The organism is Pseudomonas sp. A-RE-22, from assembly GCF_019956035.1.
GTDB classification, from domain to species: Bacteria; Pseudomonadota; Gammaproteobacteria; order Pseudomonadales; family Pseudomonadaceae; genus Aquipseudomonas; species Aquipseudomonas brassicacearum.
The window spans coordinates 56,044-82,892 of sequence record NZ_JAHBCZ010000006.1 but is presented as its reverse complement, the minus strand read 5'-3'; the positions used below and the strand labels follow the sequence as shown (position 1 = coordinate 82,892).

General features: G+C 59.4%; 26 protein-coding genes, 4 tRNA genes and 1 pseudogene. 21 read left to right on the top strand and 10 right to left on the bottom strand.

Translation table 11 applies throughout. The annotated features are described in order from the left end of the window. Positions 1–53 precede the first annotated feature (53 nt). Complete coding sequence (locus KGA89_RS03905; RefSeq protein WP_003204378.1) at positions 54–1,091, top strand: AI-2E family transporter; 1,038 nt, start codon at positions 54–56, stop codon at positions 1,089–1,091. Between the two features lie 87 nt (positions 1,092–1,178). On the opposite strand, the gene xopAW is transcribed toward KGA89_RS03905, so the two are convergent. The 3 genes from xopAW to KGA89_RS03890 all read right to left on the bottom strand — a co-directional run bounded on the left by xopAW (position 1,179) and on the right by KGA89_RS03890 (position 3,954). Next, entirely contained in the window at positions 1,179–2,018 is an 840-nt protein-coding gene (gene xopAW, locus KGA89_RS03900; RefSeq protein WP_223470656.1) for an EF-hand domain-containing protein, read from the bottom strand. A 131-nt stretch (positions 2,019–2,149) separates the two neighbouring features. Further along, positions 2,150–3,196, bottom strand: a complete 1,047-nt coding sequence (locus tag KGA89_RS03895) for a sensor histidine kinase (protein ID WP_223470654.1) — start codon at positions 3,194–3,196, stop codon at positions 2,150–2,152. Then, positions 3,196–3,954 (bottom strand): response regulator, encoded by a 759-nt coding sequence (locus KGA89_RS03890; RefSeq protein ID WP_053163098.1) that lies wholly within the window; start codon positions 3,952–3,954, stop codon positions 3,196–3,198. Before KGA89_RS03890 ends, KGA89_RS03895 begins: the two co-directional genes overlap by 1 nt. Positions 3,955–4,243: 289 nt before the next feature. Here KGA89_RS03890 and pyrF point away from each other — a divergent pair, with 289 nt between their 5' ends. Next, complete coding sequence (gene pyrF / locus KGA89_RS03885) at positions 4,244–4,942, top strand: orotidine-5'-phosphate decarboxylase (RefSeq protein WP_013694023.1); 699 nt, start codon at positions 4,244–4,246, stop codon at positions 4,940–4,942. 121 nt (positions 4,943–5,063) lie between these two features. Here the strand turns inward: pyrF and KGA89_RS03880 are convergent, their stop codons facing one another. Continuing rightward, positions 5,064–6,068: an NADP-dependent oxidoreductase gene (locus tag KGA89_RS03880; RefSeq protein ID WP_223470652.1), complete on the bottom strand. Its 1,005-nt coding sequence runs from the start codon at positions 6,066–6,068 to the stop codon at positions 5,064–5,066. A 226-nt stretch (positions 6,069–6,294) separates the two neighbouring features. On the opposite strand from KGA89_RS03880, the gene KGA89_RS03875 reads away from it, so the two are divergent. From KGA89_RS03875 to KGA89_RS30650, 4 genes and pseudogenes are all read left to right on the top strand, one after another. After that, complete coding sequence (locus KGA89_RS03875) at positions 6,295–7,056, top strand: SDR family oxidoreductase (RefSeq protein WP_003204364.1); 762 nt, start codon at positions 6,295–6,297, stop codon at positions 7,054–7,056. A 204-nt stretch (positions 7,057–7,260) separates the two neighbouring features. Next, positions 7,261–8,649: a PLP-dependent aminotransferase family protein gene (locus tag KGA89_RS03870; protein WP_003204362.1), complete on the top strand. Its 1,389-nt coding sequence runs from the start codon at positions 7,261–7,263 to the stop codon at positions 8,647–8,649. A 110-nt stretch (positions 8,650–8,759) separates the two neighbouring features. After that, positions 8,760–9,866: pseudogene (locus KGA89_RS30655) on the top strand (HAMP domain-containing protein); the annotation flags it as partial. After that, positions 9,846–10,727: a methyl-accepting chemotaxis protein gene (locus KGA89_RS30650; protein WP_411740666.1), complete on the top strand. Its 882-nt coding sequence runs from the start codon at positions 9,846–9,848 to the stop codon at positions 10,725–10,727. The pseudogene KGA89_RS30655 and the gene KGA89_RS30650, both read left to right, overlap by 21 nt. Positions 10,728–10,892: 165 nt before the next feature. Here the strand turns inward: KGA89_RS30650 and KGA89_RS03860 are convergent, their stop codons facing one another. Then, a complete protein-coding gene (locus tag KGA89_RS03860) occupies positions 10,893–11,651 on the bottom strand; it encodes a hypothetical protein (protein WP_223470648.1) in 759 nt (252 codons plus the stop codon). A gap of 371 nt (positions 11,652–12,022) precedes the next feature. Here KGA89_RS03860 and KGA89_RS03855 point away from each other — a divergent pair. The 5 genes from KGA89_RS03855 to KGA89_RS03835 all read left to right on the top strand — a co-directional run bounded on the left by KGA89_RS03855 (position 12,023) and on the right by KGA89_RS03835 (position 13,340). Then, positions 12,023–12,098, top strand: a tRNA-Glu gene (locus KGA89_RS03855). Positions 12,099–12,100: 2 nt separating this feature from the next. Next, positions 12,101–12,176 (top strand) — tRNA-Gly (locus KGA89_RS03850). A gap of 104 nt (positions 12,177–12,280) precedes the next feature. Further along, positions 12,281–12,356 (top strand) — tRNA-Glu (locus tag KGA89_RS03845). Positions 12,357–12,359: 3 nt separating this feature from the next. After that, positions 12,360–12,435 (top strand) — tRNA-Gly (locus KGA89_RS03840). Positions 12,436–12,707: 272 nt separating this feature from the next. Beyond that, positions 12,708–13,340, top strand: coding sequence for a LysE family translocator (locus KGA89_RS03835; RefSeq protein ID WP_003204356.1), 633 nt, complete (start codon positions 12,708–12,710; stop codon positions 13,338–13,340). A gap of 67 nt (positions 13,341–13,407) precedes the next feature. On the opposite strand, the gene KGA89_RS03830 is transcribed toward KGA89_RS03835, so the two are convergent. From KGA89_RS03830 to KGA89_RS03815, 4 genes are all read right to left on the bottom strand, one after another. Next, a complete protein-coding gene (locus KGA89_RS03830; RefSeq protein WP_223470646.1) occupies positions 13,408–14,664 on the bottom strand; it encodes a PLP-dependent aminotransferase family protein in 1,257 nt (418 codons plus the stop codon). Positions 14,665–14,725: 61 nt separating this feature from the next. Further along, positions 14,726–15,871, bottom strand: coding sequence for a PLP-dependent transferase (locus KGA89_RS03825; RefSeq protein WP_027911509.1), 1,146 nt, complete (start codon positions 15,869–15,871; stop codon positions 14,726–14,728). Continuing rightward, complete coding sequence (gene amrS / locus KGA89_RS03820; RefSeq protein ID WP_223470644.1) at positions 15,868–17,352, bottom strand: AmmeMemoRadiSam system radical SAM enzyme; 1,485 nt, start codon at positions 17,350–17,352, stop codon at positions 15,868–15,870. Before amrS ends, KGA89_RS03825 begins: the two co-directional genes overlap by 4 nt. Positions 17,353–17,454: 102 nt before the next feature. Continuing rightward, positions 17,455–18,168, bottom strand: coding sequence for a YczE/YyaS/YitT family protein (locus KGA89_RS03815; protein WP_013694020.1), 714 nt, complete (start codon positions 18,166–18,168; stop codon positions 17,455–17,457). A 188-nt stretch (positions 18,169–18,356) separates the two neighbouring features. Here KGA89_RS03815 and KGA89_RS03810 point away from each other — a divergent pair, with 188 nt between their 5' ends. Next, positions 18,357–18,788 carry an Lrp/AsnC family transcriptional regulator gene (locus KGA89_RS03810; protein ID WP_003204346.1) on the top strand — a complete coding sequence of 144 codons (432 nt, stop codon included), beginning with the start codon at positions 18,357–18,359 and terminating at the stop codon, positions 18,786–18,788. A 47-nt stretch (positions 18,789–18,835) separates the two neighbouring features. Here KGA89_RS03810 and KGA89_RS03805 read toward each other — a convergent pair whose 3' ends face one another. Next, the gene (locus KGA89_RS03805; protein ID WP_003204344.1) at positions 18,836–19,705 is read right to left on the bottom strand and encodes a DNA-binding response regulator; all 870 of its coding nucleotides are present in this window, start codon (positions 19,703–19,705) and stop codon (positions 18,836–18,838) included. A gap of 312 nt (positions 19,706–20,017) precedes the next feature. Between KGA89_RS03805 and KGA89_RS03800 the strand changes: the two genes are divergently transcribed. The 9 genes from KGA89_RS03800 to KGA89_RS03760 all read left to right on the top strand — a co-directional run bounded on the left by KGA89_RS03800 (position 20,018) and on the right by KGA89_RS03760 (position 26,848). Further along, a complete protein-coding gene (locus KGA89_RS03800; protein ID WP_003204342.1) occupies positions 20,018–20,209 on the top strand; it encodes a Flp family type IVb pilin in 192 nt (63 codons plus the stop codon). Positions 20,210–20,354: 145 nt separating this feature from the next. Continuing rightward, positions 20,355–20,546, top strand: a complete 192-nt coding sequence (locus KGA89_RS03795) for a Flp family type IVb pilin (RefSeq protein ID WP_003204340.1) — start codon at positions 20,355–20,357, stop codon at positions 20,544–20,546. A gap of 26 nt (positions 20,547–20,572) precedes the next feature. After that, positions 20,573–21,103 (top strand): prepilin peptidase, encoded by a 531-nt coding sequence (locus KGA89_RS03790; RefSeq protein ID WP_003204338.1) that lies wholly within the window; start codon positions 20,573–20,575, stop codon positions 21,101–21,103. 2 nt (positions 21,104–21,105) lie between these two features. Next, positions 21,106–22,434 carry an ATPase AAA gene (locus tag KGA89_RS03785; protein WP_003204336.1) on the top strand — a complete coding sequence of 443 codons (1,329 nt, stop codon included), beginning with the start codon at positions 21,106–21,108 and terminating at the stop codon, positions 22,432–22,434. A gap of 15 nt (positions 22,435–22,449) precedes the next feature. Then, the gene (gene cpaB, locus KGA89_RS03780; protein ID WP_223470642.1) at positions 22,450–23,265 is read left to right on the top strand and encodes a Flp pilus assembly protein CpaB; all 816 of its coding nucleotides are present in this window, start codon (positions 22,450–22,452) and stop codon (positions 23,263–23,265) included. A 70-nt stretch (positions 23,266–23,335) separates the two neighbouring features. Then, the gene (locus KGA89_RS03775; protein WP_027911502.1) at positions 23,336–24,652 is read left to right on the top strand and encodes a pilus assembly protein TadG-related protein; all 1,317 of its coding nucleotides are present in this window, start codon (positions 23,336–23,338) and stop codon (positions 24,650–24,652) included. Between the two features lie 8 nt (positions 24,653–24,660). Next, on the top strand, positions 24,661–25,140 hold the full coding sequence (locus tag KGA89_RS03770) for a TadE/TadG family type IV pilus assembly protein (protein WP_003204330.1): 480 nt from the start codon (positions 24,661–24,663) through the stop codon (positions 25,138–25,140). Further along, positions 25,140–25,634: a TadE family protein gene (locus KGA89_RS03765; protein WP_013694016.1), complete on the top strand. Its 495-nt coding sequence runs from the start codon at positions 25,140–25,142 to the stop codon at positions 25,632–25,634. The genes KGA89_RS03770 and KGA89_RS03765 overlap by 1 nt, the downstream gene beginning before the upstream one ends. Further along, a complete protein-coding gene (locus KGA89_RS03760) occupies positions 25,628–26,848 on the top strand; it encodes an AAA family ATPase (RefSeq protein WP_003204325.1) in 1,221 nt (406 codons plus the stop codon). The genes KGA89_RS03765 and KGA89_RS03760 overlap by 7 nt, the downstream gene beginning before the upstream one ends. Position 26,849: the final 1 nt, after the last annotated feature.

The window sequence follows — 26,849 nt, the reverse complement described above, 5'->3', positions numbered from 1 at the left end:
GCGGCGGCTTTCACGCCGTTGCCTCGCTCCTGTTCATTTTTTCGAGACCCTACATGATCAATAACGATCGGCTGTTGGTGCAGATCCTGCTCCTGGTGTTGTTCGGTGCAAGCCTCTGGGTCATGGCGCCGTTCTGGTCGGCGCTGTTCTGGGGCGCGGTGCTGGCGTTCGCCAGTTGGCCGCTGATGCGCCTGCTGACCCGCTGGGTCAATGGCCGCGAATCCCTGGCGGCGGCGTTGCTGACGGTGGGTTGGATGTTGCTGGTGGCGGTGCCGCTGGTGTGGCTGGGTTTCAACCTGGCCGACCATGTGCGCGATGCCACCGCATTCATCAAGGACGCACAGGTCGACGGCCTGCCCGAAGCCCCGACCTGGTTGGCCGGTGTACCGCTGGTGGGCGAACGGCTGGTCGGCATCTGGAACAGCATCGACCAGCAGGGGGCCGCGCTGATGGTGTCCGCCAGGCCTTACCTGGGACAGGTCGGCAACTGGCTGCTGGCCCGCAGTGCGCAGATCGGCGGCGGCATACTCGAACTGACCCTGAGCATCGTGTTCGTGTTCTTTTTCTATCGCGACGGCCCGCGCCTGGCGGTGTTCGTCCACGGGTTGCTGGAGCGTCTGATCGGCGACCGTGCCGGTTACTACATCGAACTGGTGGCCGGTACGGTGCAACGGGTGGTCAACGGCGTGATTGGCACTGCGGCAGCCCAGGCCGTGCTGGCGCTGATCGGCTTCCTGATCGCCGGGGTCCCGGGGGCGCTGGTACTGGGTATCGTCACGTTCCTGTTGAGCCTGATCCCCATGGGGCCACCGCTGGTGTGGATCCCTGCCACGGCGTGGCTGGCGTGGAAGGGTGAGTACGGGATGGCGGTGTTTCTTGGCATCTGGGGCACGTTCATCATCAGTGGCGTGGACAATGTGCTCAAGCCGTACCTGATCAGCCGTGGCGGAAACCTGCCCCTGGTCATCGTGCTGCTGGGGGTGTTCGGCGGGTTGATCGCCTTCGGTTTCATCGGCCTGTTCATCGGCCCGACCCTGCTGGCGGTGGCGTATAGCCTGTTGACGGACTGGAGCAAGAGCCAGGCGCGGTAACCCACCCCAGAGGCAAGCACAAACCTTTGTGGCGAGGGGATAAATCCCCTCGCCACAAGTGAGTTTCAATCCAGGCTTGCCGGTGAATCAGGTCGCCACGTTCAGGTGTTTCCCTACAGTGGCGACGTTATCCAGCGAGTATTGCCGGCTGAGGTTGGCGATCATTCTGTTCAACGCCTCGCTGACATTGGCCTGTTCGGTGGAGCTGTCGCTGCGGCGACCGGCCTGCAAGGCGTTGTTGAATTCGTCGCTGCTGACGCCACCGCTGCTGTCGCTGTCGAGTGCTTCCATCAGCATCGCGCTAGTGTCGGTGCTCGTGGATGTACCGTTGCTGGCCTGCAAGGCGCTGCTCAGTTCGCTGGCGGTGACGGTGGCGTCGCCATCGGCATCGAGCTGGCTGAACAACTCTTCACTGGAGGCCTGTTGCGGTGGTGGCGGTGGCGCAAGGCTGGCGGCGAGTTCGTCGAGGCTGACGGTGCCGTCTTCATTCTTGTCCAACGCCGAGAACACTTGCTGGCTGTCGGCATCGCTGTCCGTGCTGGCCAGGCCGTTGCTCAACTCATCGCTGCTGACCACGCCATCACCGTCGGTGTCCAGGACGCTGAGCAGCGCATCGGCCAGTTCGGTATTTGGTGCCTGGTCCCGTGGCGGTGGAGGCGGAGGCGCCATCGCAGCCATTTCTTCGCTGCTCAGGTCACCACTGCCGTCACTGTCCAGGTCACTGAAGTTGTCGCTCAGGCTGACCAGAATGCCGTCGTCGCTTTTTTGCGACAGGGCGGTGCTCAACTCTTCCTGATTGACCGAACCGTCGCCGTCACTGTCGAGTTTGCTCAGCAATTCCTTTTGAAACTGCTGGCTGCGGGCACTGCTGGTTGCGGTACTGCTGGTGCTGGTATAGGTCGAGTAACTGCTGACGCTACCGATCATGGGCGCTCTCCTTGGGCTGGGATAGCCGGTGAGTGCACCGGCTTATGCAGCCTCGGCGGGGGAGTTGTCGTGGGTGTGTGGAGTTTGTACCGAGAGAAATACACAGTGTTCGCCCCTGTGAGATAAGAGTCTTAGAGACGAGGCAGGCTGATCACCGCCGTCAACCCGCCCCCTGGCGTCTCTTCCAGGGTCAATTGCCCGCCCAGGCGTTCGGTGGCTTCGCGGGCGATGGTCATGCCCAGGCCGACGCCGCCGGAGTTGCGGTTGCGCGAGCCTTCCAGGCGAAAGAACGGTTCGAACACCGCCTCGCGTTTGTCCGCCGCGATACCGGGACCATGGTCGATGACTCGAATCAGCACCTGCTTATGTTGGTCTTCCAGGCTGATCAAGGCATGGCCGGCGTAGCGCAGGGCATTGTCGATAAGGTTGTTGAGGCACGAACGCAGCGCCATCGGTTGCACCTGCAGTGGCGCGCAGGTGCCGCTGACCTGCACATCGGCGCCCTGGTCCTGGGCGTTTTCGCTCAACGATTCCACCAAGGCCTGCACGTCCATCCATTGCAGCGCTTCACTGGTGCGCTGTTCGTGCAAGTAGGTGAGGGTGGCATCGAGCATGCCGATCATGTCGTCCAGGTCCTGGCGCATCTGGCCTTGCAGCTTGATGTCATCGATCTGCTCCAGGCGCAGCTTGAGCCGCGAAAGCGGCGTGCGCAGGTCATGGGACACCGCGCCGAGCATGCGCGAACGCTGCTGCACCTGCTCGCGAATCCGTTGCTGCATCAGGTTGAACGTATGGGCCGCCTGTCGTGCTTCACGGGGGCCGTCTTCATCCAGCGGCGGGCTGTCGAGGTTTTCGCTCAGGCGCTCGGCTGCATCGCTCAGGCGCTGGATGGGTCGGGTCAGCAGCTTGGCGCCGTACCAGGCCGCGACGATCAGGAACACGAATTGAAAGGTCAGCGGCACCACCGGGCCGCCGAACCAGGGCCGTCGAGGGTGGTTAGGGGGCGGGCCGAAACGCGGGGGGCCTTCGCCTTGTCGGGCCATTTCAGGCGGCGGCCCGGGAGGTGGGGGCTGGTCGTAGTGGAAAAACCAGGCAAAGGCCAACAGATGCGCCAGGACAATCGCCAGCAACAGCACACCAAACAGGCGGCCGAACAGGGAGTCGAGGCGCAGTTGCATCAGCCGATGTCCCGAGCGTCGAACAGGTAGCCCTCACCGCGTACGGTCTTGATCAGTTGCGGCGCCTTGGGGTCGTCGCCCAGCTTCTGGCGCAGGCGTGATACAAGCAGGTCGATGCTGCGGTCGAAGGCCTCGATGGAGCGCCCGCGAGCCGCATCCAGCAGTTGTTCGCGGCTGAGCACTCGGCGCGGCCGTTCGATGAAGACCCACAACAGGCGGAACTCGGCATTGGACAGCGGCACCACCAGCCCATTGGCGGAGATCAGTTGGCGCAGTACGCTGTTGAGCCGCCAGTTGTCGAAACGGATATTGGCCCTCTGCTCGCTGCGGTCGTCGCGCACCCGGCGCAGGATGGTCTGGATACGCGCCACCAGCTCCCTGGGTTCGAACGGCTTGGCCATGTAGTCATCGGCGCCCAGCTCCAGACCGATGATGCGGTCAGTGGGCTCGCAGCGGGCTGTGAGCATCAGGATCGGGATGTCCGATTCGGCGCGCAGCCAGCGGCACAACTGCAAGCCATCTTCACCCGGCAGCATCAGGTCGAGCACGATCACGTCGAAGTGTTCGGCCTGCATCGCCTGGCGCATGGCCGCGCCATCGGTCACGCCGCTAGCCCTTATGCTGAAGCGGGCCAGGTAGTCGATCAGCAGCTCGCGGATCGGCACGTCGTCATCGACGATCAGCGCGCGGGTGTTCCAGCGCTTGTCATCGTCGAGCACTTTTTGATCGTCAGAATTTGCAACAGGGGTGTTCTGCATGGATGCATCATCTGCCAGGTAGGCTGCCAACCGCAAAGTAGGCGGCGAGGTTGAGCCCTCAGCATAGGCTTCGTGCCGTGAGGCGTGAAGCGCTGAAAGGACGGGTTGCGGCGGCGGACGGTAGCGTGTGGACGTGTTGTACGCATGTCATGAGTGTATCGGCTTCGACACAAAGGCCGGTATCGTCCATGCTGCAGGGGGACGATGAGATTTACCGATCATCGGGTCCCGCACGGGCGCTCGTTCCGCTACAATGCGCGCCGATTTCGACTTGCCTGAGAGCCCGCTCATGTCCGCCTGCCAGACGCCCATCATCGTCGCCCTGGATTTTCCCACCCGTGACGCCGCCCTGAAGCTGGCCGACCAGTTGGACCCCAAGCTTTGCCGGGTCAAAGTCGGCAAGGAACTGTTCACCAGTTGTGCTTCGGAAATTGTCGGGACCCTGCGCGACAAGGGTTTCGAAGTGTTCCTGGACCTGAAGTTCCACGACATTCCCAACACCACCGCCATGGCCGTCAAGGCGGCTGCGGAGATGGGTGTGTGGATGGTCAACGTGCATTGCTCCGGTGGCCTGCGCATGATGGCGGCCTGCCGTGAAGTGCTGGATCAGCGCAGCGGCCCGAAACCGTTGCTGATCGGCGTGACCGTGCTGACCAGCATGGAGCGCGAGGATCTGGCCGGGATCGGCCTGGACGTTGAGCCCCAGGAGCAGGTGCTGCGGTTGGCGGCGCTGGCCCAGAAGGCCGGCCTGGACGGTCTGGTCTGTTCGGCCCTGGAGGCCAGCGCCCTGAAGGCGGCTCACCCGTCGCTGCAACTGGTGACCCCGGGGATTCGTCCGGCGGGCAGTGCCCAGGACGACCAGCGTCGCATCCTGACCCCACGCCAGGCGCTGGACGCCGGTGCCGATTACCTGGTGATCGGTCGCCCGATCAGCCAGGCCGCCGACCCGGCCAAGGCGCTGGCGGCGGTCGTGGCCGAACTGGCCTGACCAAACACCGAAGATCCCCAATGTGGGAGCGAGCTTGCTCGCGATAGCGGTATGTCAGTCATATCAATGTTGACTGACACGGCCCCATCGCGAGCAAGCTCGCTCCCACAGTTGTTTTGTGTCAGACCTTCAATACCAACTTCCCGAAGTTCTCCCCACTGAACAATTTGGTCAGTGTCTCGGGGAATGTCTCCAGCCCTTCGACAATGTCTTCCTTGCTCTTGAGCTGCCCCTTGGCCATCCAGCCGGCCATTTCCTGCCCGGCGGCGGCGAACTGCGCGGCGTAGTCCATGACCACGAAGCCCTCCATGCGCGCCCGGTTGACCAGCAGCGACAGGTAGTTGGCGGGGCCTTTCACCGCTTCCTTGTTGTTGTACTGGCTGATGGCGCCGCAAATCACCACGCGGGCCTTGAGGTTCAAGCGGCTGAGCACGGCATCCAGGATGTCGCCGCCGACGTTATCGAAATACACGTCCACGCCCTTGGGGCATTCGCGCTTGAGGCCGGCGTGGACGTCTTCGTTCTTGTAGTCGATGGTGCCGTCGAAACCCAGTTCATCGACCAGGAACTTGCATTTGTCGGCTCCACCGGCGATGCCCACCACGCGACAGCCTTTTATCTTGGCGATCTGCCCGGCGATGCTGCCCACCGCACCGGCGGCCCCTGAGAGCACCACGGTCTCGCCAGCCTTGGGCGCGCCGACGTCCAGCAGGGCGAAATAGGCGGTCATGCCCGTCATGCCCAGGGCGGACAAATAACGTGGCAGCGGAGCCAGTTTCGGATCGACCCTGTAGAAACCTCTTGGCTCGCCGAGGAAATAATCCTGCACCCCCAACGCACCGTTTACGTAGTCCCCGACCGCGAACCCCGGGTTGTTCGAGGCAATTACCTGGCCGACACCCAATGCGCGCATCACCTCGCCGATGCCGACCGGCGGTATATAGGACTTGCCCTCGTTCATCCAGCCGCGCATGGCCGGGTCCAGCGACAGGTATTCGTTTTTCACCAGGATCTGGCCGGCTGCCGGTTCGCCGACCGGTACTTGCTGATAGGTGAAAGTCTCGCGGGTCGCCGCGCCTACCGGGCGTTTGGCGAGCAGGAACTGGCGATTGGTCTGGGCAGTCATGGCGGGCACTCAAGATGAATGAAGCCTTGTTGATAGACCTTCGAAGCATTTGTCGCAAGGTTTGCTGGTACAGCGAATGCAGTTCGATCCAACACAGTGATAGTTCGCCTGGGGGGCTTATCACTGGCGCCCATGAGTGCTCAAACGGCAGTTGGATAGTGCTGCCGCGTCCTCGGGACCTGTGACTAGACTGGCGGCATCTCCCGCATTCTTCGAGGAACAGACAATGAGCATGACGTTTTCCGGACAGGTCGCCGTGGTTACCGGCGCCGCCGCTGGCATCGGCAGGGCCACTGCCTTGGCGTTCGCGGCAGAGGGCCTGAAGGTGGTGGTGGCCGACCTGGACGTGGCGGGCGGCGAGGGCACGGTACAGTCGATTCGTGATTCGGGCGGCGAAGCGGTGTTCGTGCGCTGCAACGTGACGCTGGAAACCGATGTGCAGCAGCTGATGGACGAGGTGATCAAGACCTACGGTCGCCTTGACTACGCCTTCAACAACGCCGGGATCGAGATCGAGAAGGGCAAGCTGGCCGACGGTACCCTTGATGAGTTCGACGCGATCATGGGGGTCAATGTGAAGGGCGTCTGGCTGTGCATGAAGTACCAGTTGCCATTGCTGTTGGCCCAAGGCGGCGGGGCGATCGTCAACACGGCCTCGGTGGCGGGCCTGGGGGCGGCGCCGAAGATGAGCATCTATGCGGCGTCCAAGCATGCCGTGATCGGCCTGACCAAATCGGCCGCCATCGAATACGCCAAGAAGAAGATTCGCGTCAATGCAGTCTGTCCGGCGGTGATCGACACCGACATGTTCCGTCGTGCCTATGAAGCAGACCCGAAAAAAGGCGAGTTCGCCAACGCCATGCACCCGGTGGGACGTATTGGCAAAGTCGAGGAAATCGCCAGCGCCGTGCTGTATTTGTGCAGCGACGGGGCGGCTTTCACCACGGGCCATTCCCTGGCGGTGGACGGCGGCGTCACGGCGTTCTGAGGACGTGTCCCTCAGCTTGTAGGACGAAGCCCGCACTGGTTGCGGGCTTTTTCGTGTAGGGCCGAAAAAACCTCGGAACGGCCCTCAATGTGTTTCAAAGGGTGAGAATCGACGGTTTTGGCGACGTTGTCGTACATCGTCCCATAGCGGCCTGTGCTTAACTGTTTCCGGAAATAAAACAAACGCTTAGGAGCTTGGTTACTCATGGAGTTGAGAATCGACCGACAGGCCCTGGTGCCTGTCGTGCAGCAAATCGTCGACGCGCTGACCGGCTGGATCCGACAGGATGCGGTGCAACCGGGAACTCGGCTGCCATCCGTCCGTCAACTGGCGCGGGAGAACCTGCTCAGCCAGTCCAGCGTCAATGAAGCGTGTGAACGCCTGGTCGCCCAGGGCCTGTTGGCGTCCCGCCATGGTTCCAGCTTTTTTGTCGCACCACCCCCGTCGCCCGGGCCCGAGCCCAACGATCAGAATCGACAGCAGGACACGTTCGCCGACGGGGGCGACAGCTCGCAATGGGAATTGAAGCTGGGGTGTGGCGGGCTGCCCGAGAGCTGGCGCGAAAGCGATGACCTGGGCTATGCGATCCGTCAGGTCACTCGCACCGACATGGCGGGATTGTTCAACTACAGCACATCGTTGGGGCTGCCCGCCCTGCGTGAGCAACTTTCCAGGCGCTTGAAACAATTCAATATCGAGGCCGATAAAGACCTGATCCTGACCACCACCGGAGCGACCCACGGGCTGGACCTGATCGTACGGACGCTGTTGCCGCCGGGTTCCTGCGTGGTCGTGGAGAACCCCGGCTATTCAAGCCTGTTCGACCTGCTCAGGTTGCACGACATCGACATGATCGAATTGCCCAGGACCCCGCGCGGCCCGGACGTCGATGCGCTGCAAGACCTGTTGACGATGCACCGGCCCACTGCGCTGTTCGTCAACAGCGCCTGCCATAACCCGACTGGCAGCAGCCTGGCTCCGGCTGTTGCTCAACGGCTGCTGCAATTGACGAAGGAACACGGCGTACTGGTGATCGAAGACGATGCCTATGGCGATTTCCAGAGCTCGGCACGGACCCGGCTGGCGGCACTGGACCCCGAGGTGGTCTACGTGGGCAGCTTCTCGAAAACCCTGAGCAGTTCGTTGCGCGTCGGTTTCGTGGTGGCCGGGCCCTCCATCATCGCGCGCCTGAGCGAGGTCAAGGGTATTACCAGCATGGGTGGATCGCGGTTCTGTGAGTCGGTCCTTGCCTGCCTTCTGGCCAATGGTGCCTATCGCAAGTTGGTCCAGCGCCAGCGGCAGCGCCTGGGCGCCGATATGGCGGCGCTGTTGCAGGTTCTGGAAGACGCCGATTGGGAGGTCTTCGGCAAACCGGCCGGCGGGCTTTTCATCTGGGCAAGACCGCCATTGTGTGACTACGCTGGAGTACAAGGTCTGGCCAGGCGTTTCGGCGTGCTGCTGTCTTCGCGTAGCGCATTCAGCCCTTCGGGCGCCGACAGCGACTGGCTACGGATCAACGTGGCGTATGCCCGTGACCCCAGGGCGCAGGCGTTCTTCCGGGCCGCGGCTCTGGATCGACCTCTAGTGTCCTGAAAACGACGCGGCTGTAGCTTTTTGCCATTATTCCGACGCCAGCATCTTGTGTTGCAGGGCGTCTCGTTGCGAATCTGCAATCAACACACACTGGCAGAGGACTGAGCGCAATGATTTCGGCCGTGCAAGGACGTTTTGCCAACCTGGGTATGGCAAAGAAACTGGGTATCGGATTTGTCCTGGTGCTGTTGCTGACCGCAGTGGTCGCGGCCATCGGTGTCTGGTCCCTGCAGACCATCAGCTATCGCTTCGATGGCCTGAAACAGATGTCCTCGCTCAACAGCGGGTTGCTCAAGGTTCGGCTGCTGGAGCAGGAATACGCCTCGCGCTCCGACCCCAAGACGGCCGATGCCCTGCGCCAAGGTGTCGATGGGCTTCTGGCCCAGGCGAACGAACTCAAGGTGCAGTCGGCTGCCAACGTGCCGGTGATGAACGACGTGGAGCAGGCGCTGGCCGCGTATCGCAAGGCGTTCGACGAATTTGTCGGGTTGAGCCAGAGCAAGGACCTGGCGCTGGAAATGGCCAGTTGGTCGGTGTCCAGCGTCGCCAATAACCTGGATGTGTTGCAGGCCGGGCTGGCGGATGACGGCGCCTATACCTTGAAAGATTCCGAGGGCAAGGAGGGGGCCGAGTTCATCGAGCAGGCCAACCAGGTCAGCGAAGTATCACGCTTGATGTTGCAGGCCATGAACGAAGCGCGGGTCCGCCTGGACCAGAGCCGCAAAGGCAATGTCGAGGGCGCCGCAGAAGGCAGCATCGAACAGGCCGAGCAGGCGATGAAACAGGCCGAAGTGCTCAAGACCACCGTCAAGGACCCGGGTTACCAGACCGTGCTGAATGAAGTGGCCGGGCATATCGCCGGGTTCAATGAACAATTGGCCGAATACACCGGCCTGCTGGCGAAGGAAAAAGTCGTCTACCTGCAACTGCACGAGCGGGCCGACCAAGTGGTGGCGCGGGTTGACCAAGCCTTCAGTGCCGAAGATCAGGCCATGCAGACCGAACTGAAGAAAAATTCGCTGCTGATCATCGGTTCGTCGGCCTTGGCCTTGCTGGTGGGATTGATCGCGGCGTGGGTCATAACCCGGCTGATCGTGACGCCGCTGCGCAGTGTCATTCGCGTGGCCCAGCAGATTGCGGCGGGTGACTTGAGCGCCACGGTCGAAGTGACGCGCCGGGACGAAATTGGTCAGTTGATGCAGGCGATGCAACAGATGGGCGCGGGGCTGAGCAGTATCGTCAGCGGTCTACAGGCCGGTATCGAGCAGTTGGCCAATTCGGCCCAGTCGCTGTCGGCCGTGACTGAACAGACCAACCTGGAAGTCAGCAGTCAGAAAGAGGAAACCGAGCAGGTCGCCACGGCGATGAACCAGATGACGGCGACCGTGCATGATGTGGCACGCAACGCCGAAGAAGCCGCACAAGCGGCCCAGACTGCCGACGACAAGGTCGAAAGCGGCCAGCAAGTGGTGCGTCAGAGCATGGTGCGCATCGAGCAGTTGGCCGATTCGGCCACGTCGGCCAGCTCCAGCATCGAAAGCCTCAGCGCCGAGATCCAGAACATCGGCACGGTGCTGAGTGTGATCAAGAGCGTGGCCGAGCAAACCAACCTGTTGGCGCTCAATGCCGCTATCGAGGCGGCCCGGGCCGGGGAGCAGGGCCGGGGCTTTGCGGTCGTGGCCGATGAGGTGCGGGCGTTGGCCAGGCGCACGCAACAGTCCACCGAGGAGATCGAGCGACTGGTGAGTGCCCTGCGGTCAGCGGCCCAGGCGTCCGTGCAGCAGATCCAGAGCAGCGGCGAGTTGGTGAAGATGGCGGTCAGCGATGCACTGCAGACCGAAAGCGCCTTGGGCAGTATTGCGGCGGCTGTATCACTGATCCAACAGATGAACCAACAGATCGCGGCGGCGGCCGAGCAGCAGAGTTCGGTGGCCGAGGAGATCAATCGCAGTGTCACCAGCATTCGCGCCAGTGCAGATCAATCCTCCCTGGCGATGCGCGGCAATGCCGCTTCCAGCATCGAGCTGGCGCAGTTGGGGGTTGAGCTGAAAGGGATGGTGGGGCATTTCAGGTTGTGACAAAGACGACGCAAACCCTTGTGGCGAGGGGATTTATCCCCGCTGGGGCGCGAAGCGGCCCTAAGATCTAAAAAGTTGGTGCAGTAGTTCGATGACTTGGGGCTGCTTCAGCCCAGCGGGGATAAATCCCCTCGCCACAAATGATTCGTATCCGACAATGAATCCTCAGTCGTAAACCTTCTTCTTCTTCCACTCGTCGTTGACTTCGGCGTCCTTCAGCCCTTCGGTCAACTGGTTGACCTCGCCTTCGACCGGCTGGGTGCTGGCCAGGACCTGGGCATTGGCGCGGGCCAGGAGTTTCTCCAGATAGGCCAGTTGTTCGGCGTAGACCTGGGGTTCCTGTTGCTTGCGCAGGTACTGTACGCCGCGCTCGAAGGCCAGGCGGGCCTGCCCGGGTTGTTCTTGCTGCAGGGCTTGCTGGCCGAGGTTGTTGAAGAACTCGATGTGCAGCAGCACCAGGATGTGCCGCACTTCGCGAATCCAGCGCTTGGCTTCGTTAGACGGCAGGAAACCGTCCTGGGCAGCGCGGGTGATCTGGCCGTGCAAGGCCTCGAGCAGAAAACGTACGTCCTTGGCCTTGGCTTCGGTCTGGATCGGTGCCGGTGGATTGTTCACCGGGATCGATTCACCTTGGGCGGCGAGTGCGCTCAATTCGTCCAGGCGTGCCTTGACCGCGGAATTGGTTTTCTCCAGGTTCAGCAGGCGCTGGCAGACATTCATCTCAAGGCGCGTCATCAACAACTTCAGGGCAGGGGTCATCAACTGCCCGGGGAAGGTTTCGGTGAGCTCGCCACAGCGACGCATGCGGTCGTTGAGTTCTACCTTGGTGCGGGCTTTTTCCAGCTTGTTGTTTTCCACCACGTGGTTCATGTAGCCAATGGCGATCAACAGGGCGATCCCGGCTACGACGAGCAGGGTGATCATGAGTGGTGTCACCGGTAAGACCTCTTTATTGTGGTACGCATGTCATGAGTGTAGTGGCTTGGCTTTTAAGCGCATAGGCCCGAGCGACGCGATTAGACGGGCGTCGTGCTGTTTATAGGAAGCATAACCGGGTGGACGCACATTGCCATCATTTGCCGGGCGCGACTATAGCGTCTCGGCGGGTGACAGAATATAGGCGTCAGAGACCGGGCGGGCGAAATGTCCGGATCGCCTCCAAACCGGGCGAAGTCATTGATTTAAATAAATTTATATCTGGGGGTTGACGACCCTTCAATCCATCCATAGAATGCGCGCCACTTACAGCGTAAAGCACTCAGCCAAACGCTATAAGTAGTGAATGTTGTACGTGTGTCCCCTTCGTCTAGTGGCCTAGGACACCGCCCTTTCACGGCGGTAACAGGGGTTCGAGTCCCCTAGGGGACGCCAATGCGGGAATAGCTCAGTTGGTAGAGCACGACCTTGCCAAGGTCGGGGTCGCGAGTTCGAGTCTCGTTTCCCGCTCCAATTTTAAACAGCGTTGCTTTCGGGCAGGGCTGAGTGAAACCAGAACCAAGTCTTCGGAGGCGGGTCTGGGCACTGGAACACACACCATGTGTTCCGGGCAGCGTGTCCCCTTCGTCTAGTGGCCTAGGACACCGCCCTTTCACGGCGGTAACAGGGGTTCGAGTCCCCTAGGGGACGCCATTTGCGGGAATAGCTCAGTTGGTAGAGCACGACCTTGCCAAGGTCGGGGTCGCGAGTTCGAGTCTCGTTTCCCGCTCCAAATTCAAAAAGACGCCGCTCATTTGAGCGGCGTTTTTTTATGCGCGTAAAAAAGCCATTTAAATGCCCAAGGTTATGTATCCGGCGCTCAAGGGCCTTTAACGAGCGATTTGCGTTGTCTGCGGGGGCTGGCAACGATTTTCCTTAATATTGAAGGGAAGGTGAGAGTACTTCCTGCAAAATTTAAGGGAAAACGCTTAGGAAGATTAATAGTTCATTCCTAAAGAAATGCACTTCTCCTAACCTTCCAGTACCCATTCTGGAGATGCATTTATGCTGATTTTCGTTAAATCGATGGTCATTGGGCTGTGCATTGCAGCCCCTGTAGGACCCATTGGGCTGTTGTGCATACAGCGAAGCCTGATGCTTGGGTGGAGAGCCGGTTTCGCGACGGGATTGGGCGCGGCCACAGCCGACTCGATCTATGGATTCATCGGTGCCCTGGGTGTCACGGCCATCATTGCGACGCTCATCAGCTTCAAACCCTGGTTGTGTATCTTTGGAGGGCTGTTCCTCGCCTACATTGGCTATCAGACAATACGATCGAAGGGCGGCTCGACGGCCATGGCGGGCGAGCGGGCCAATATGTTCAAAGCCTACTCGACCACGCTGTTCCTGACGCTGTCCAACCCCATGACCATCTTGTCGTTTATCGCGATATTTGCCGCATTGAGTGACGGCATGGCCAGTGACCAAGGCGGCCAGCACGCCTTGCTGCCGATGGTGACCGGTATCTTCCTGGGTTCGGCGGCCTGGTGGTTGGGGTTGAGTGGGTTCTCCTCCATTTTCAAGGCGCGGATTGCCGAATCAAAGCTCAGGCTGATCAACTACTTTTCAGGGGCAACCATCACCATCCTGGGGGCCTACCAGGTCGCCACTGGCGTCATGCTCGCCACGGGAACCTGACCTGGAGCTTATGCCTCGCTGAGCGAGGCATAAGCCTGGTATCTCCCCTGCGTTGCATGGGGACGTTTTACTGCAGTCTGAACTCGACGTACGCCCTGAAACGGCCTATCGCCTGGGTGATTTGCGAGGCGGTTGCATTGCTGAACGACAGCCTGACCTGGGTGGTGGCCTCATTCATCAGCGAAAACAAGGTGGTGGGAAATACAATCACCTTGAACAGCCTGGCGCACTCGCGCATTTCAGAATATCCAAAGACGAAAGGCAGCTGCACATTGATGAAGAAGCCGCCTGCCGGATGATTCCAGCTGACCGCTCTTTGAGCGCCGATCCTGAATGGAAATTCGCGCTCAAGGCATTCAAGCATGTGATTTCTTTTCTTTGTATAAGACAGCACCCTGGGTTGGTTCAGCCTTTTCAACGAGTAGTCGTTCTCGATCAGCAGGCCTGCGACAACCGCCTGGCACAAGGCAGGGGTGTTCACCGTGATCAGGCTTTTGGCTTTGCACAATCGGCTGCTGAAGGACATGACCCCAGTGCCCTCTGGGGCGACCACATAGCCCATGCGCAAGCCCGGGAAAATCGATTTGGCAAACGAGCCCAGCAAGAACACTCGGCGGCTATCGATGGACTTCATGGACGCAATGGCATCGCCTTCGTACCTGAAGTAGCGGTAGGCAGTGTCTTCGAGGATGAAAAAGTTCTTTTCATCGGCCAGGGAGAGCATGGCTCTTCTGTTGTCATGGGAAAGGCTGTCGGCGGTAGGATTGCTGAAATCAGGAATCGCATAAAGCGCCTTGATTCTTTCACCTCTGGATTCCAGCGCTTCAATGAGCCTGCGCAGGGCGATCGGATCAAGAAAGGTCGTCATGGGGACGGGGACTATTTTTATATCCAGCAGTTTTGCGATACCCGTGATGCCGGAAAACACCGGGTCAGGTACCAATAAAACCCCACTGCCTTCAAAAATGGACAGGAGCGTCAAGGTGCAGGCTTCTTGAAAGCCCATGCACACCACAATGCTTTCAGGGTTGGAAACGTTGATCGCTTCATCCACCAGCAAATGGCTGGCGATTATTTCATTGATGATTCCAGAGGTTTTTCCATATTGGCAAAGCAGCGTCGCAAGTGACTGTTCGGTGCCGGCAACGTGATCTTTGTATTGGGCCAGGCCCCTGTCGATGAGCGAAGGGTCGCACTGCTCATCATCGGGTCGACCGGAGGCCAGTGAAATGGCCTCCGGGTTCTCTTGGGCAATGGAGTTCAGTAGGTGGATGACGTTCAGGATGGGGTCGTCGAATATTGTGCTTTCGAATGCGCTGGACACTTTCGCTTCTCCATAAAAAGCAACGAGCCATTGAAGGCCCGTTGCTCATGATCAACACCCGCTACGCAGGATCGAGTGAGCGTTCTTGATCGACCTGCCTCTCCATGGCTTCGAATGCCTGCAGCAGGTCGTCCTTGAGGTCATCCAGGTCCTCCAGGCCGAAGCACAATCGAACCAGGCCTTTCTCGATGCCCATGTCCGCTTTTTCCTGATCCGTCATCGAGGCATGGCTGCCACTGAAGGGCTGGGCAACCATCGACGTCACGCAGGCCATTCCAGTGCCCGTGCCAAACCATTGGAGCGTGCTGGTGAACGTTTTGTAGAAGGGAACCAGGTCGGGCCGAATATCAACAAACACAATGCCGCCATAACCGGTCAGTTGTTTGCCATCGACGCGTGGGTAATAGACATGCTCAATAAAAGGCAGCTCGCGCAGATAGTTGAGCATGCTTGCTGTCGTCTGGCTGTGCTTTTCCATGCGCAGGTTGAACGTCTGCATGCTTCTGCGAAGCAACCATGCGCTATGGGGCGTTAATATCGTGCCTGAATAAAAGCGACCCTCAAGCAGGCGGTTGTAAATCATTTCACTGTTGACCAGAACCAGGCCGCCCATGACATCGCTATGCCCGGAGAAGTATTTGGTTGCGCTGTACAGTGAAATGTCGGCGCCAAAATTCAACGGCTTCTGAAATATCGGCGTGGCCCAGGTGTTGTCAACCACCACCAGTGCTTGCGGGTTGTTTTGCTTGACGGCCCGGCTGACCGCATGAATATCGATGTCTTTCAGGAAGGGGTTGGTCGGTGTTTCGAAAATGACCATGTCGACGTTCGCCGGCAAGGCATTCAACCCATCTTGTGTGGTGAGATCCAGAATCGTCAGGTGTGCGCCGATGCGTGCCGCATAGCGTTGGAACAATTTATAAGAGCAGCCATAGATGTATTTGTTGATGACCAGCGAAGCACCCGGTTTCAACAGTTCCAACACCATGTAGATGGCGCTCATCCCGGTGCTGTAGGCCAGGGCATATTCGCTGCCCTCCAGGGACGCGACAACCTGTTCCAATTCGGTCACATTGGGATTGGCCTTCCTTGAGTAGAAGAAGGCCGAGTCGGCGCTGAAGGCGCTGCACTGATAAATAGGCGTGACCGAAGGACGCGCGTCCCGGTCATCGACCTTGATATGAAGTATTTCAGTGGACACTTTCATGCTTGGCTGACCAGTTTGATGACCTGTTCATACATGTTCTGCTTGCCCTCGTAACCAATGGTCGGGGTAATGTCGTTTTGCGAAATACCAATCTCTTCAATCGACTCCGTGGGGAAGTGAGCCCTGTCGAATACTTCATGAAGGTTCGAGTTCACTCCGTTGGGGAGCCAGACCTCAGGACCGGTTTCATCGATGCGTGCCTTGGCAATAATGAATCGATAGCTTTCATGCGGCCGCAGCGTCAGTGATTTCCAATCGCTGTTGTGCCCGTCCGTATAGTTGCGCCGCAGGTAGACGGTCTGTTCGAAATCTTCGGTATTCAGCACTTGGGCGTGCAGCGACACGATATCCCCATGCCACTCGAACTTGCGTTTCTCGTAAGCGCTCAGCGCGTCCTCTCGCAGCTCGACTGGAGCGTTCGCCTGGTGTTCGCCCAGTAATTTGAAATGCGCATCGTGCCCGCATTGAGAGCAGCAACCCTCGCTGTCCAGCCCGATGATTTCAGCGTTCAAGCCGTAGCGGGTGACGAGCAGGGCGTTACAGTTGTTGCAACTGGTGTTGGTTCCCTCGACATCATTCACGTTGCCCAGGTAGACATGCTCAACGCCCATGCTGCGAGCAACGTCCCGAGCCTTCAGCAGCCGGTCTACAGGGGTACGGATGCTGTTGCTCATTTTGTAATCGGGGTGGAACCTGACGAAGTGCAGCGGCACATTCGGGCCCAGCTCATCCAATACCCACTGGCTGATTTTCCGGGCCGTTTCCTCGTCGTCGCTGATGTCGGTCACCATCAAGGTGCTGACCTCGACATATTTGCCGGCGTCATAGACCTTCTTGATGCCCGCGAGGACCGGTTCTACCCAGCCGGTCGTGACCTTGCGGTAGTATTCCGGGGAAATGGATTTCAACGAAATCGAGAAAATATCGATGACCGGCAATAATTCATCGATGGCTTCTTCACTGATAAAGAACGCCGATTTATACAGGTTGATCAGGCCCGCTTCCTTGGCCAGCTTTGCCGTGTCGAGGATGAATTCATGCCAGACAACGGGATCGTTATACGTCCAGGAAATGACGCGTATTCCGTGCTTGAGTGCGGTTTCCACAACTTGTTCAGGGGTGTAGTAGTAAACGTCTTTGTCGGTGACGTACTTGGCTTGCGAGGTCTTCCAGTTGTGGCAATAACCGCAGTTGAGCATGCAGCCGATATTGCCCAGCGACAGGATCCGCTCTCCAGGCGCAAAGTGGAAAACGGCTTCGGTCTCAATCGTTTCTTCCGTACTGTGAACGCCTTTGCCGTAGTTCAATGTAACGAGTCTGCCGCCACGGTTTCCGCGCACTTTGCAAAAACCTACCTTGCCCTCCTGTATGACACAGTTTCGCGGGGAAAGATGACACTTGACGACGCCCCCTGGGAGTATTTCTTCCAGTTTTGCCGGGCTGCTTTCCAAGGTCCAGTTTTTATTTTTTGTAGTGTCCATCTTTCTCACTCCTCATCACGGAAGTTGCTGTCAATATCATCGGTTGAAAAAGTCGAGGCGAAACAATCCTGCCGCCATGAATGGCAATCATCTTTATGGGTATTAGTAGGCGGATGAAGCGCGAATCAATCCATGGTTCTTGAGTGAAAAGCGCTTGGCATTCATGTTCATGAAGGGTTGGATAAGCGGGCCGATCACTAACAGGAATGCAATCGTTCCCACGCCGAACGGGCCGCCTAAAAGCCAGCCGCTCGAAAAGATGCCGATTTCAATGATCATTTTGGCTTTGGTGAATGACCAGCCCCACTTGGAAACCATGGTCAGTACCACGAGGTCCATGATTCTGATTCCAATACCGCTCATGATGATCAACGCGGAGGAATAGGCACATAACATCAGCCCTGTCGCCAATAACGTGTACTCATTCATTCTCGCGATCAAATACTCTCCGAGCCCCAGCCATGACCAGAGATCAATCAAAAGACCGGTCAGTGTTGTTGTAATAAAGGGGCTTATCGGCGGGTATTTTCTATTCCAGAGCATCCACCATGTCAGGAAGAAGAGGGACACGATAGCCGAACAGATGCCCATGCCCAGCATAAGTATTTTATCGATCGAGATGATCAAGACGTCTAGTGGGTCGGTACCCAGTTGACTGATGATGAAGCACTTGGCGCCCAGCGAAAAGAGACCGACACCCATCAAGTACATCAGGATCTGGTCCTTCTTGAAGCGCCGCAGATTTAGCACTTGCGTGCCAATGTGCTGGGTGAAAGAGTATGACTTTTTTCCACACTTTATCTTTTCATCTTCCATGCGAACACCATCCCTGGAGAGAATATTTTATTATGAGTGCGTCACGCTAAAGCGCAGGGCTATTGATTGCCCTCAGGCTTTCAGGCTGGAAATAGACTAGCGCTATGCTTTATTTTGGTGCATGCTTTTTTTAATGAAAAACGCGGGCTTTTCATTAAAATTTATACTTTTAACCGGGGAAAACGCACATGGATCGTATAGACGTCAAAATCCTGGGTAAGGTACAGGACTGTGGTCGCATTTCCATCACAGAGCTTTCCAAGCACGCAGGTCTTTCTATTCCTGCCACCAATGACAGGTTGCGTAAACTTGAAGACTCAGGGGTGATCAAGGGCTATTGCGCTCAGTTAGATCCAACCAAACTGGGGTACGGCATATCAGCTGTCGTCGGCATCACCACTCTCAAGCCGGCGAAGTCCAAATTAATAGCAACGCTCACCGACATACCCGAAGTCGTAGAGTGCCTGCACATCACCGGAAACGACTCCTATCTGATCCGGATCTACGCCAGATCCATGGCTGAGATCGAGGACATCATTGCGAAAATCAACGCGTACGGAGAGACGCGTACCAGCATTGTTCTGTCCATTCCTATCGAGAGAAGAAAGCTCGCCCCATGAGCCTGGGTGCTGCGCACTGACTACGTACTTTGCTGAACAAACATGGCTCACCTCTCAAGGCTGTGCACCAGGTTTTCAATCGCTTCCAGAGCCGCCTCATCCGGAGGTGGCGGTGCAGGGTTTGCGCTGCGCATCTGGTACGCAAGACGGTACTCACTGGGGGTGCAACTGGCGTATTGCTTGAAGGCGCGGGCGAAGTAGGACGGGTCCTTGAAGCCTGCCTCGTAGCCGATGCTGGTGATGGGCATCTGGCTGTTATCGAGCAGTTCCTTGGCAAAGCTCATGCGTTTGTTCAGCACATAGTCGGTGAAGCCGAGCCCGTTGGCTTCCTTGAACACCCGGCTGAAGCGAAATGTGGTCATGCCGCAGCGCTTGGCCAGATCGCGCTGATCGATGCTTTCGCGAAAATGCTGGTCGATGTACAGCATGATGTGGCTGAGAGCCTGGTGTTTCTGGTGCCCGGAGGTCAGGCGGATACTGTCCGGCAGGGTCGGGGAGTGGTCGATCTGCGAGGTCTTGCCCCGGCCATTGGTATTGCGACGCAGTTCGCACAGTTGCACCACGGCCGTCAGGTAGCGCTTTCTCTCGGCGGTAGACAAGGGCACCACCATGTATTCCCAGACGCTGGAGCGCATGGCCCACACCGCCAGTTCTTCGGAGTGCTGCACGGTGAACATGGTGATGGGGGTGGCAGGAACGGTCCGCTTGATCTCCAACAGGCGCCGCAGGCCCGGCGTGTCCGGGCGATCGAAGTGGATGCAGATCATGTCGACCTGTTCCCCGCCGGGCAGCATGGCGTTCTTTGCCAGCGTGCAGTCGCAGGTGTCCTGGAACTGGGAGACGAGTTCCTTGGTGGACCGATCGTGAGTCAGATCGAACCATAACAGCTTTGGTTTTTCAGTCAGACTTGGCGCCATAGGACGACTACCCAGAGGTTCTTTCTGCCCTTTAGCTAGCAGTATTGTCACAGTGCTATCACTTCGCCGAATAATTTTTTATAAAAAACCGATCTTTTAGCGCCGTCCCCGCCATGCGCCGCTTGCAAGCACCCGCTTGTGCTGCCGCACGGGATGGATTTCCCCGATTCGAGTCATTTTCCATTCCCGCAAAAAAATCCTAGCGATGTGCAAAATCCTCCTAACGGCTATGACCACCTGCTGACTAGGGTTGCATCAGGCAGTTCGCAATGTACTGCCTCTTTGAAAAACAACCCCAATGAGGTGTGCGAAATGACTCTTCAAACTATCAAGGCTTCGGTACTGAAGTTCGCCAAAGATGAAGACGGCCTGACCATTGTGGAATACGCCGTGGCCGGTGGGTTGATCACGGTGGCTGTGGCGGCGATGTTCGTCTTGCTGGGCAGCGCCGTGAACACCCGGATTACCGCACTCTGCGCCGCGGTCAAGGGCTCTGCCTGCTGACAACCGCTCCCTTTCGGGAATGGGATGAAGCCCATCGAGGCGCCGGTTTCAGCATTGCCTGATAAAGCTTCGAAGTATTTGCTCAATGGGCTTCGCATTGTTCTTTATCAGCCGGTTTTATGACCGTTGAAGTGAGGTAAATGACATGAAAGTTCAAAGACTCAGAACTTCGATAGTTAAGTTTATCGATGATGAAGACGGCCTGACCATTGTGGAATATGCCGTGGCCGGTGGGCTGATTACGGTGGCGGTTGCCGCGATGTTTGTTCTGCTGGGCGGTGCGGTGAATGATCGGATCACTGCGCTCTGCGCCGCGGTAAAAGGCTCTGCCTGCTAACTCCAACCGCACGATGGAGACGCATCATGTCCATGGAATTGCTGATGTCGACGGTATTGCTGCTAGGACTACTGGGTGTGGCGGTGGTGAGCGATCTGCTTCGCCACCGCATCCCCAACACGCTGGTGCTGTTGGGCCTGGCCTTGGGATTGGCCAGCCAGATTTATACAGACGGGATTGGCGGGCTCGGCGACAGCCTGTTGGGCATGCTGATCTGTTTCGCGCTGTTCCTGCCCATGTACGCCGTCGGTGGCATGGCTGCCGGTGACGTCAAGCTGATGACCATGGTCGGCAGCTTCCTGCCCTTTCATTACGCACTGTGGGCGGCGCTGTTCAGCCTGATCGCCGGCGGTGTGTGCGGTTTCCTGATCGTCCTGGCTCGCGGCCAACTGCTCCAGACCCTGCAGCGCTACTGGTTGAGCGTCCGTGCGCAGGCGTATCTGGCGCCTGGGTCGGATGAAGTGGCCGGCAAACCTTTTCCTTACTCGATTGCGATCCTGATCGGCACTTTGAACAGCGTTTACTGGCAGCTGGTTGCCGGTGGCTGGGGAGTCTAGTCATGCACGTCATTAACGATAGCGATGCCTACCCCAGCGAACGGGAAGCAGTACAGCGGTTGGCGCCGCAGCCGAGCTCGATTCGCGACACGGGGCTGACCGACAGTTTTCTCGGCGAGCTGGTGTGCAAACATCTGCACGATGCCGGTGTGTTGGACATGTCGCGGCTGGTGGAGCGCCTGGCGCTAACCGGCGCGGTGCTGGAAGAAGTCCTGGCGTTCCTGCGCAAGGACGGTCGCGTCGAAGTGCTGGGCCAGTTGGGGCAATCGGGTGGACAGACGCTGCGTTATGGCCTGACCGAGCGCGGCCGCAGTTCGGCGCGTGACGCCCTGGCCCGTAGCGGCTACATCGGCGCGGCCCCGTTCCCGGTGAGCACCTATCGCTCGCTGATCAAGATCCAGACCATTCACCATGGCCGCATTACCGCCAAGGACATGAATCACGCCCTGGCAGGCATGGTGTTGAGCCAAGGCATGCTCGACCAGTTGGGCGTCGCCCTGAATTCCGGGCGGGCAATTATGATCTACGGCCCGGCGGGCACGGGCAAAACCTACGTCAGCAGCCGATTGATCCGGCTGTTCGCCGAGGCGATCTGGGTGCCCCATGCCATTGTCATCAACGAGTCGGTGATCGAGATCTACGATCCGCAGGTGCACCAGCGCCTGGATGACAACGGCCAATCGAACAACCTGATGCTCAACGAAGGCATCGACCGCCGGCTGCTGTGCTGCAAACGCCCGATCGTCATCACCGGCGGCGAGCTGAACATGGAACAGCTGGACGTGCGCTACGACCCATTCACCCGGCAATACCAGGCGGCGTTGCAGCTCAAGGCCAGCAATGGCCTGTTCATCATCGATGACATGGGCCGCCAGCGCATGGCCCCGGCCGAATTGCTCAATCGCTGGATCGTGCCCATGGAGGAGAAGCGCGACTTCATCAACCTGGGCGGCGGCCGGCATTGCGAATTACCGTTCGACCTGGTGCTGGTGTTTTCCACCAACCTCAATCCCCTCGAATTGGCCGACGAGGCCTTCCTGCGGCGCATTGGCTACAAGGTGCAGTTCGGCTACCTCAAGCCCGAGGAATACGAACAAATCTGGCGCCAGGAGTGCGAACGCCTGGGCATTCCTTATGACCCGCTGTTGGTGCGCTATGTCCTGCAGCGGTTGTATGCAGCCGAAGGCATGCCGCTGGTGCCTTGCCATCCCCGTGACCTGTTGAACATGGCGCTCGACCGTCAGCGTTACCTGGGCGGTTCCGGCCCCCTGTCGCCGCAAGAGCTGGAATGGGCCTGGCACAACTACTTCGTTCAGCTCGACTTCCTTTGATCTGGAGATACCGACATGAGCTCTCGTACGCTTCCGCTGATAGGCATTTCCCTGGTAATGGGCCTTGGTGCCGCATGGATGGCTGACTCCTGGTTGAGCGCGCGACTCAACGCGACCCCCGACGATCACTTGCGAAGCGTGGTGGTCGCTACGGTGGAAATCCCCTTTGGGCAAATGGTCGAGGCCCAGCAAGTCACGACCGTGCGCATGCCCATGGACACGATCCCGGACGACGCCTTCGATTCCAGCGAGCAGGCCGTGGGCAAGATCGCCACCTTCGACATCCTGCGCGGCGACATCGTGCGGGGTGCGCGTCTGAGCGAGCACTTGGGCGGCAGCACCCTGGCTTCGCTGATCGCACCGGACAAGCGGGCCATATCGGTGCGTGTGGATGATGTGGTCGGTGTCGGCGGGTTCCTGCTGCCAGGCAACCGGGTCGACGTGTTGGCGACCAAGACCACCAACGCCGGCAGCAACAGCGCGACGTCCCGGACCCTCCTGGAAAACCTGCGGGTGCTGGCGGTAGACCAGACCGCCGGCACGGACAAGACCCAACCGGTAGTGGTGCGGGCCGTGACGCTGGAAATGTCGGCCACCGAAGCGGAATTGCTGGTCACCGCGCAGACCGAAGGCAAGCTGCAATTGGCCTTGCGCAATCCGTTGAACCTGGAGAAAAAAGCCGTGGCCGTTGCGCCGCCAGCCCCTGCGCCGGTCATGGCGATGGCGGCGTCCCCAATGCCAAAACCTGTGATGCAGCGCAGTGCCAAGCCGCAAGGCGGGGCGATCACGTTGATCCGCGGGGTTGAAAGCAGCGTGATCAATGTCCGCTGAGTGATGCCTCCATGCCAGGCCGTTAAAGGTCGTGGCGATGCCGATCCTCAAACGTTGTAATGAGGGCTCGATGATGAATGCCAATATCCGGCGCCAGGGAGGGGCGGTGAGTGTTTTGATGGTGATAGCGTTGGCGGCGATTGCCATGATGGCGGCCTTGGCCCTGGATGGCGGGCACATGCTGCTGAACAAGACCCGTTTGCAAAATGCCGTGGATGCCGCGGCTCTGGGCGGCGCCAAGACGTTGAGCCAGGTGACGGGCGGCATGAACATGGCCAGCACGACGCGCGCCGCAGCCTTGGATACCTTGAGCAGAAATGCCAGCGCCGTGGGCAACGCCGAACTGGCCACCGCCGTCGCCGGCAATCCGGGTGCTTTTGCGGCGGTGGAATTGTCCAGCAGTGTCTATGGCCCTTTCTCTTACCCCGGCCCCACGGACGCCAAGTACGTGCGGGTGTCGGTTGCCAACTATCAACTCAACGGTTTTTTCTGGAGTTTCGTCCAGTCGATGGGCAGCGGCGGCTTGGGTGGCAAAGCCGTGGCGGCGATCGCCACCGCCGGGCCCAGTCCCACTTCACCTTGCGATGTGGCACCCCTGATGGTCTGTGGCGACGCCAGCCAATATGACCCCGCCGCGGGTAACTTCTGGAGCTACCACTTTGGCGACCTGGTGGTCTTGAAGACGGCGGCGGGCAATACCTCACCGATCGGACCGGGCAACTTTCAATTGCTCGATTTCGGCTCCGGCGGCAGTTCGGTTCGTGAGGATCTGGCGGGTGGCGGCTCGGTCTGCCGTGCCGTTGGAGACAACGTCCAGACGTCCCCAGGTAATACCGTCGGCCCGGCGTCCCAGGGACTGAATACACGCTTCGGCATCTACAACGGCCCGGTCAGTGCGTCCGACTATCCGCCGGATCTGATCACCGCTTCGAGCTCACCGGCGATGACCTACAACGATGCGCTCTCACAGGCGCAATACAAGGGCAAGCCGGTTGTTTCAAGTAGTGGCGATCTTTCGGCGGGCGGCGAGGAGATACAGGACTACAACGACTGGCGGACCCAGGTCGCCGCGTGTGTGGCGGGAAGCGGCAGTGGCTGCCAGAGCAACGGGGTGTTCGAGCGCCGGATGCTGAAAATCGTAGTGGGCAACTGCACCGGCAAACAAGGGGGCTCGACTTCTATTCCTGTTCTGGGGTTCGGCTGCTATTTCGTCGTGCAGCCCATGAGCGGCGGTGGCACCCAGGCGCAGATATTCGGCCAGTTCGTCCATGAATGCGAGGGTGACAACGTCCCTGGCCCGACGCCGTCCAACGACGCTGGCCCGCAAATCATCCAGCTCTACAAAACCTATCTCAACGGCAGCGGCACGCCGAGCACCGACTCGTAGGAGGCGTCATGGGACTTTCTCATTTCAAACCAGCGCAAGCCCAGCAAGGCGTGGCGCTGGTGGAGTTCACCCTGGTGCTGCCGTTGCTGCTGTTGTTGCTGCTGGCCTTCGGCGAGTTCGGTCGCATGCTCTACCAGTACAACGTGCTGTTGCAGGCCAGCCGCGATGCCGACCGCTTCGTCGCCAGCCAGGCGTGGAACTCCACCCTCGGCGCCGTCGCCTTGGGCGGCACGCTCCTGACCCAGACGAAAAACGTCGCGGTGTATGGCGTGCCCAGCGCTACTGGAACCGCCGTGGTGTCCGGGTTGACCACGGCTAACGTGCAGGTCGCCGCCGTGGGCATTGATCATGTGCGCGTCACCATTACCTACACCTTCTGCCCGGTGATTGGTGCGGGCAGTTGCAATGGGTCGATCCCCGGTTTTTTTGGCAACGCCATTCCGCTGGGCATCCAGTTGGTGGCGACCACCGTCATGAGGGCGCTCTGATGAACAATAAGCACATGCGCGGCACGTACGTCGTGGAGTTCGCCTTCGTTGGCCTGCTGGTGTTCACCCTGCTGTTCGGGGTGCTGGAAATGGGCCGGTTGTATTTCACCGTCAACGCCCTGGATGAAGCCGCACGGCGCGGTGCGCGTCTGGCGGCGGTGTGCAACATCAGCGACCCGGTGGTGTTGCGCCGGGCCATCTTCAACGCCGCAACGGACGCCGGGACCAGTCAACTGATCAGCAGCCTGGCGACCACGAACCTGGCGCTGACCTACCTGGACGTCGATGGCGCCGTGGTGGCGAACCCCGGCGACACGTCCAGCGCCACAGGGTTTCGTGCCATCCGCTATGTCCGGCTGAGCGTGCAGAACTTCGTTTTCAACCTGTTCATTCCCGGCTTAGGCGTGCCCATCACCTTGCCCACGTTCCGGGCAACCTTGCCACGCGAAAGCCTTGGGCGTCATTCCGATTCCGGGGAGATCACACCATGCTGAACACCAGGGAAACTCCGCTTTCGACCGCGACTGGCAGAGCCGGGCTGCGGATACTGATCAGCAGTCGCGATGCCACGTCCCTGCGCGACCTGCAATGCGTCTGCCAGCGCATGCCTGGCCTTGAAGTGAGCACGCGCCTGGTCAGCAACGGCCATGTCGACCCGCTCTACGGCCTGGACCGCATGCCCGACCTGCTGCTGCTACGCGTCAGCCACCTGTGGCGTGAAGAACTGTCGGCGTTGCTGCAACGTCCGGCCCATGAACGTCCGCCGATGCTGGTGTGTGGCCCTTTGGGTGAGCAGGAGGGCATGCGCCTGGCAATGCAGGCCGGCGCCCGGGACGTGCTGCCCGAACCCATTGCCGATACCGAATTGGTGGCGGCGTTGAATCGCCTGGTCGCGGATGTGCGCCTGGGCAGTGGCAACGAGGGCAAGCTGGTCGCCGTGATCAGCGCCAAGGGCGGCTCCGGCGGAACCCTGGTGGCCTGCAACCTGGCCCAGCAGCTCAGCGCCCGGGCAGGCAATACCTTGCTGCTGGACATGGACCTGCAATTTGGCAGCGTGACCCATTACCTGGACGTGGCGCAGTCCCACAGCCATCTGGAAGTGCTGCAGCAGATCGATGACATGGACAGCGTCGCGCTGCGGGGTTTTTGCAGCCACTTCAGCCCGACCCTGCACGTACTGGGTGGCCGGGCTGGCGAATTGTGCCTGCCCCAGGACGCCCAACCGGAACAGCTCGACGCCCTGTTGCAACTGGCCCGCGCCAGTTATGACTGGGTGGTGGTGGACCTGCCGCGGCAGATCGATCACCTCACCGGTTCGGTGCTGGAACAGGTGGACCGGGTGTACGTGGTGGTGCAACAGAGTGTCAGCCACCTGCGCGACGCCAGTGCCCTGGTGCGCATCCTTCGCGAAGACCTGGGCGTGCGCGGGGATCAGTTGCAGATCGTGATCAACCGCTATGACAAAAACGCCGCCGTCAGCCTCAAGGACATCGGCGAGGCCCTGCGTTGCACGAACCTGTCGAAATTGCCCAATGACTTCAACCTGGTCAGCCAGAGTCAGAACACTGGCGTGCCGTTGGGGCTGCATGCGCCGAAGGCGGCAATCACCGCCGCCCTGCGCGATTTGACCGAAGACCTGGTCGGTCACCAGATGGCCACAGACAAGGGCCTGCTTAAACGTGCCTTCAACCGTTTTTTCGGGGGATGAC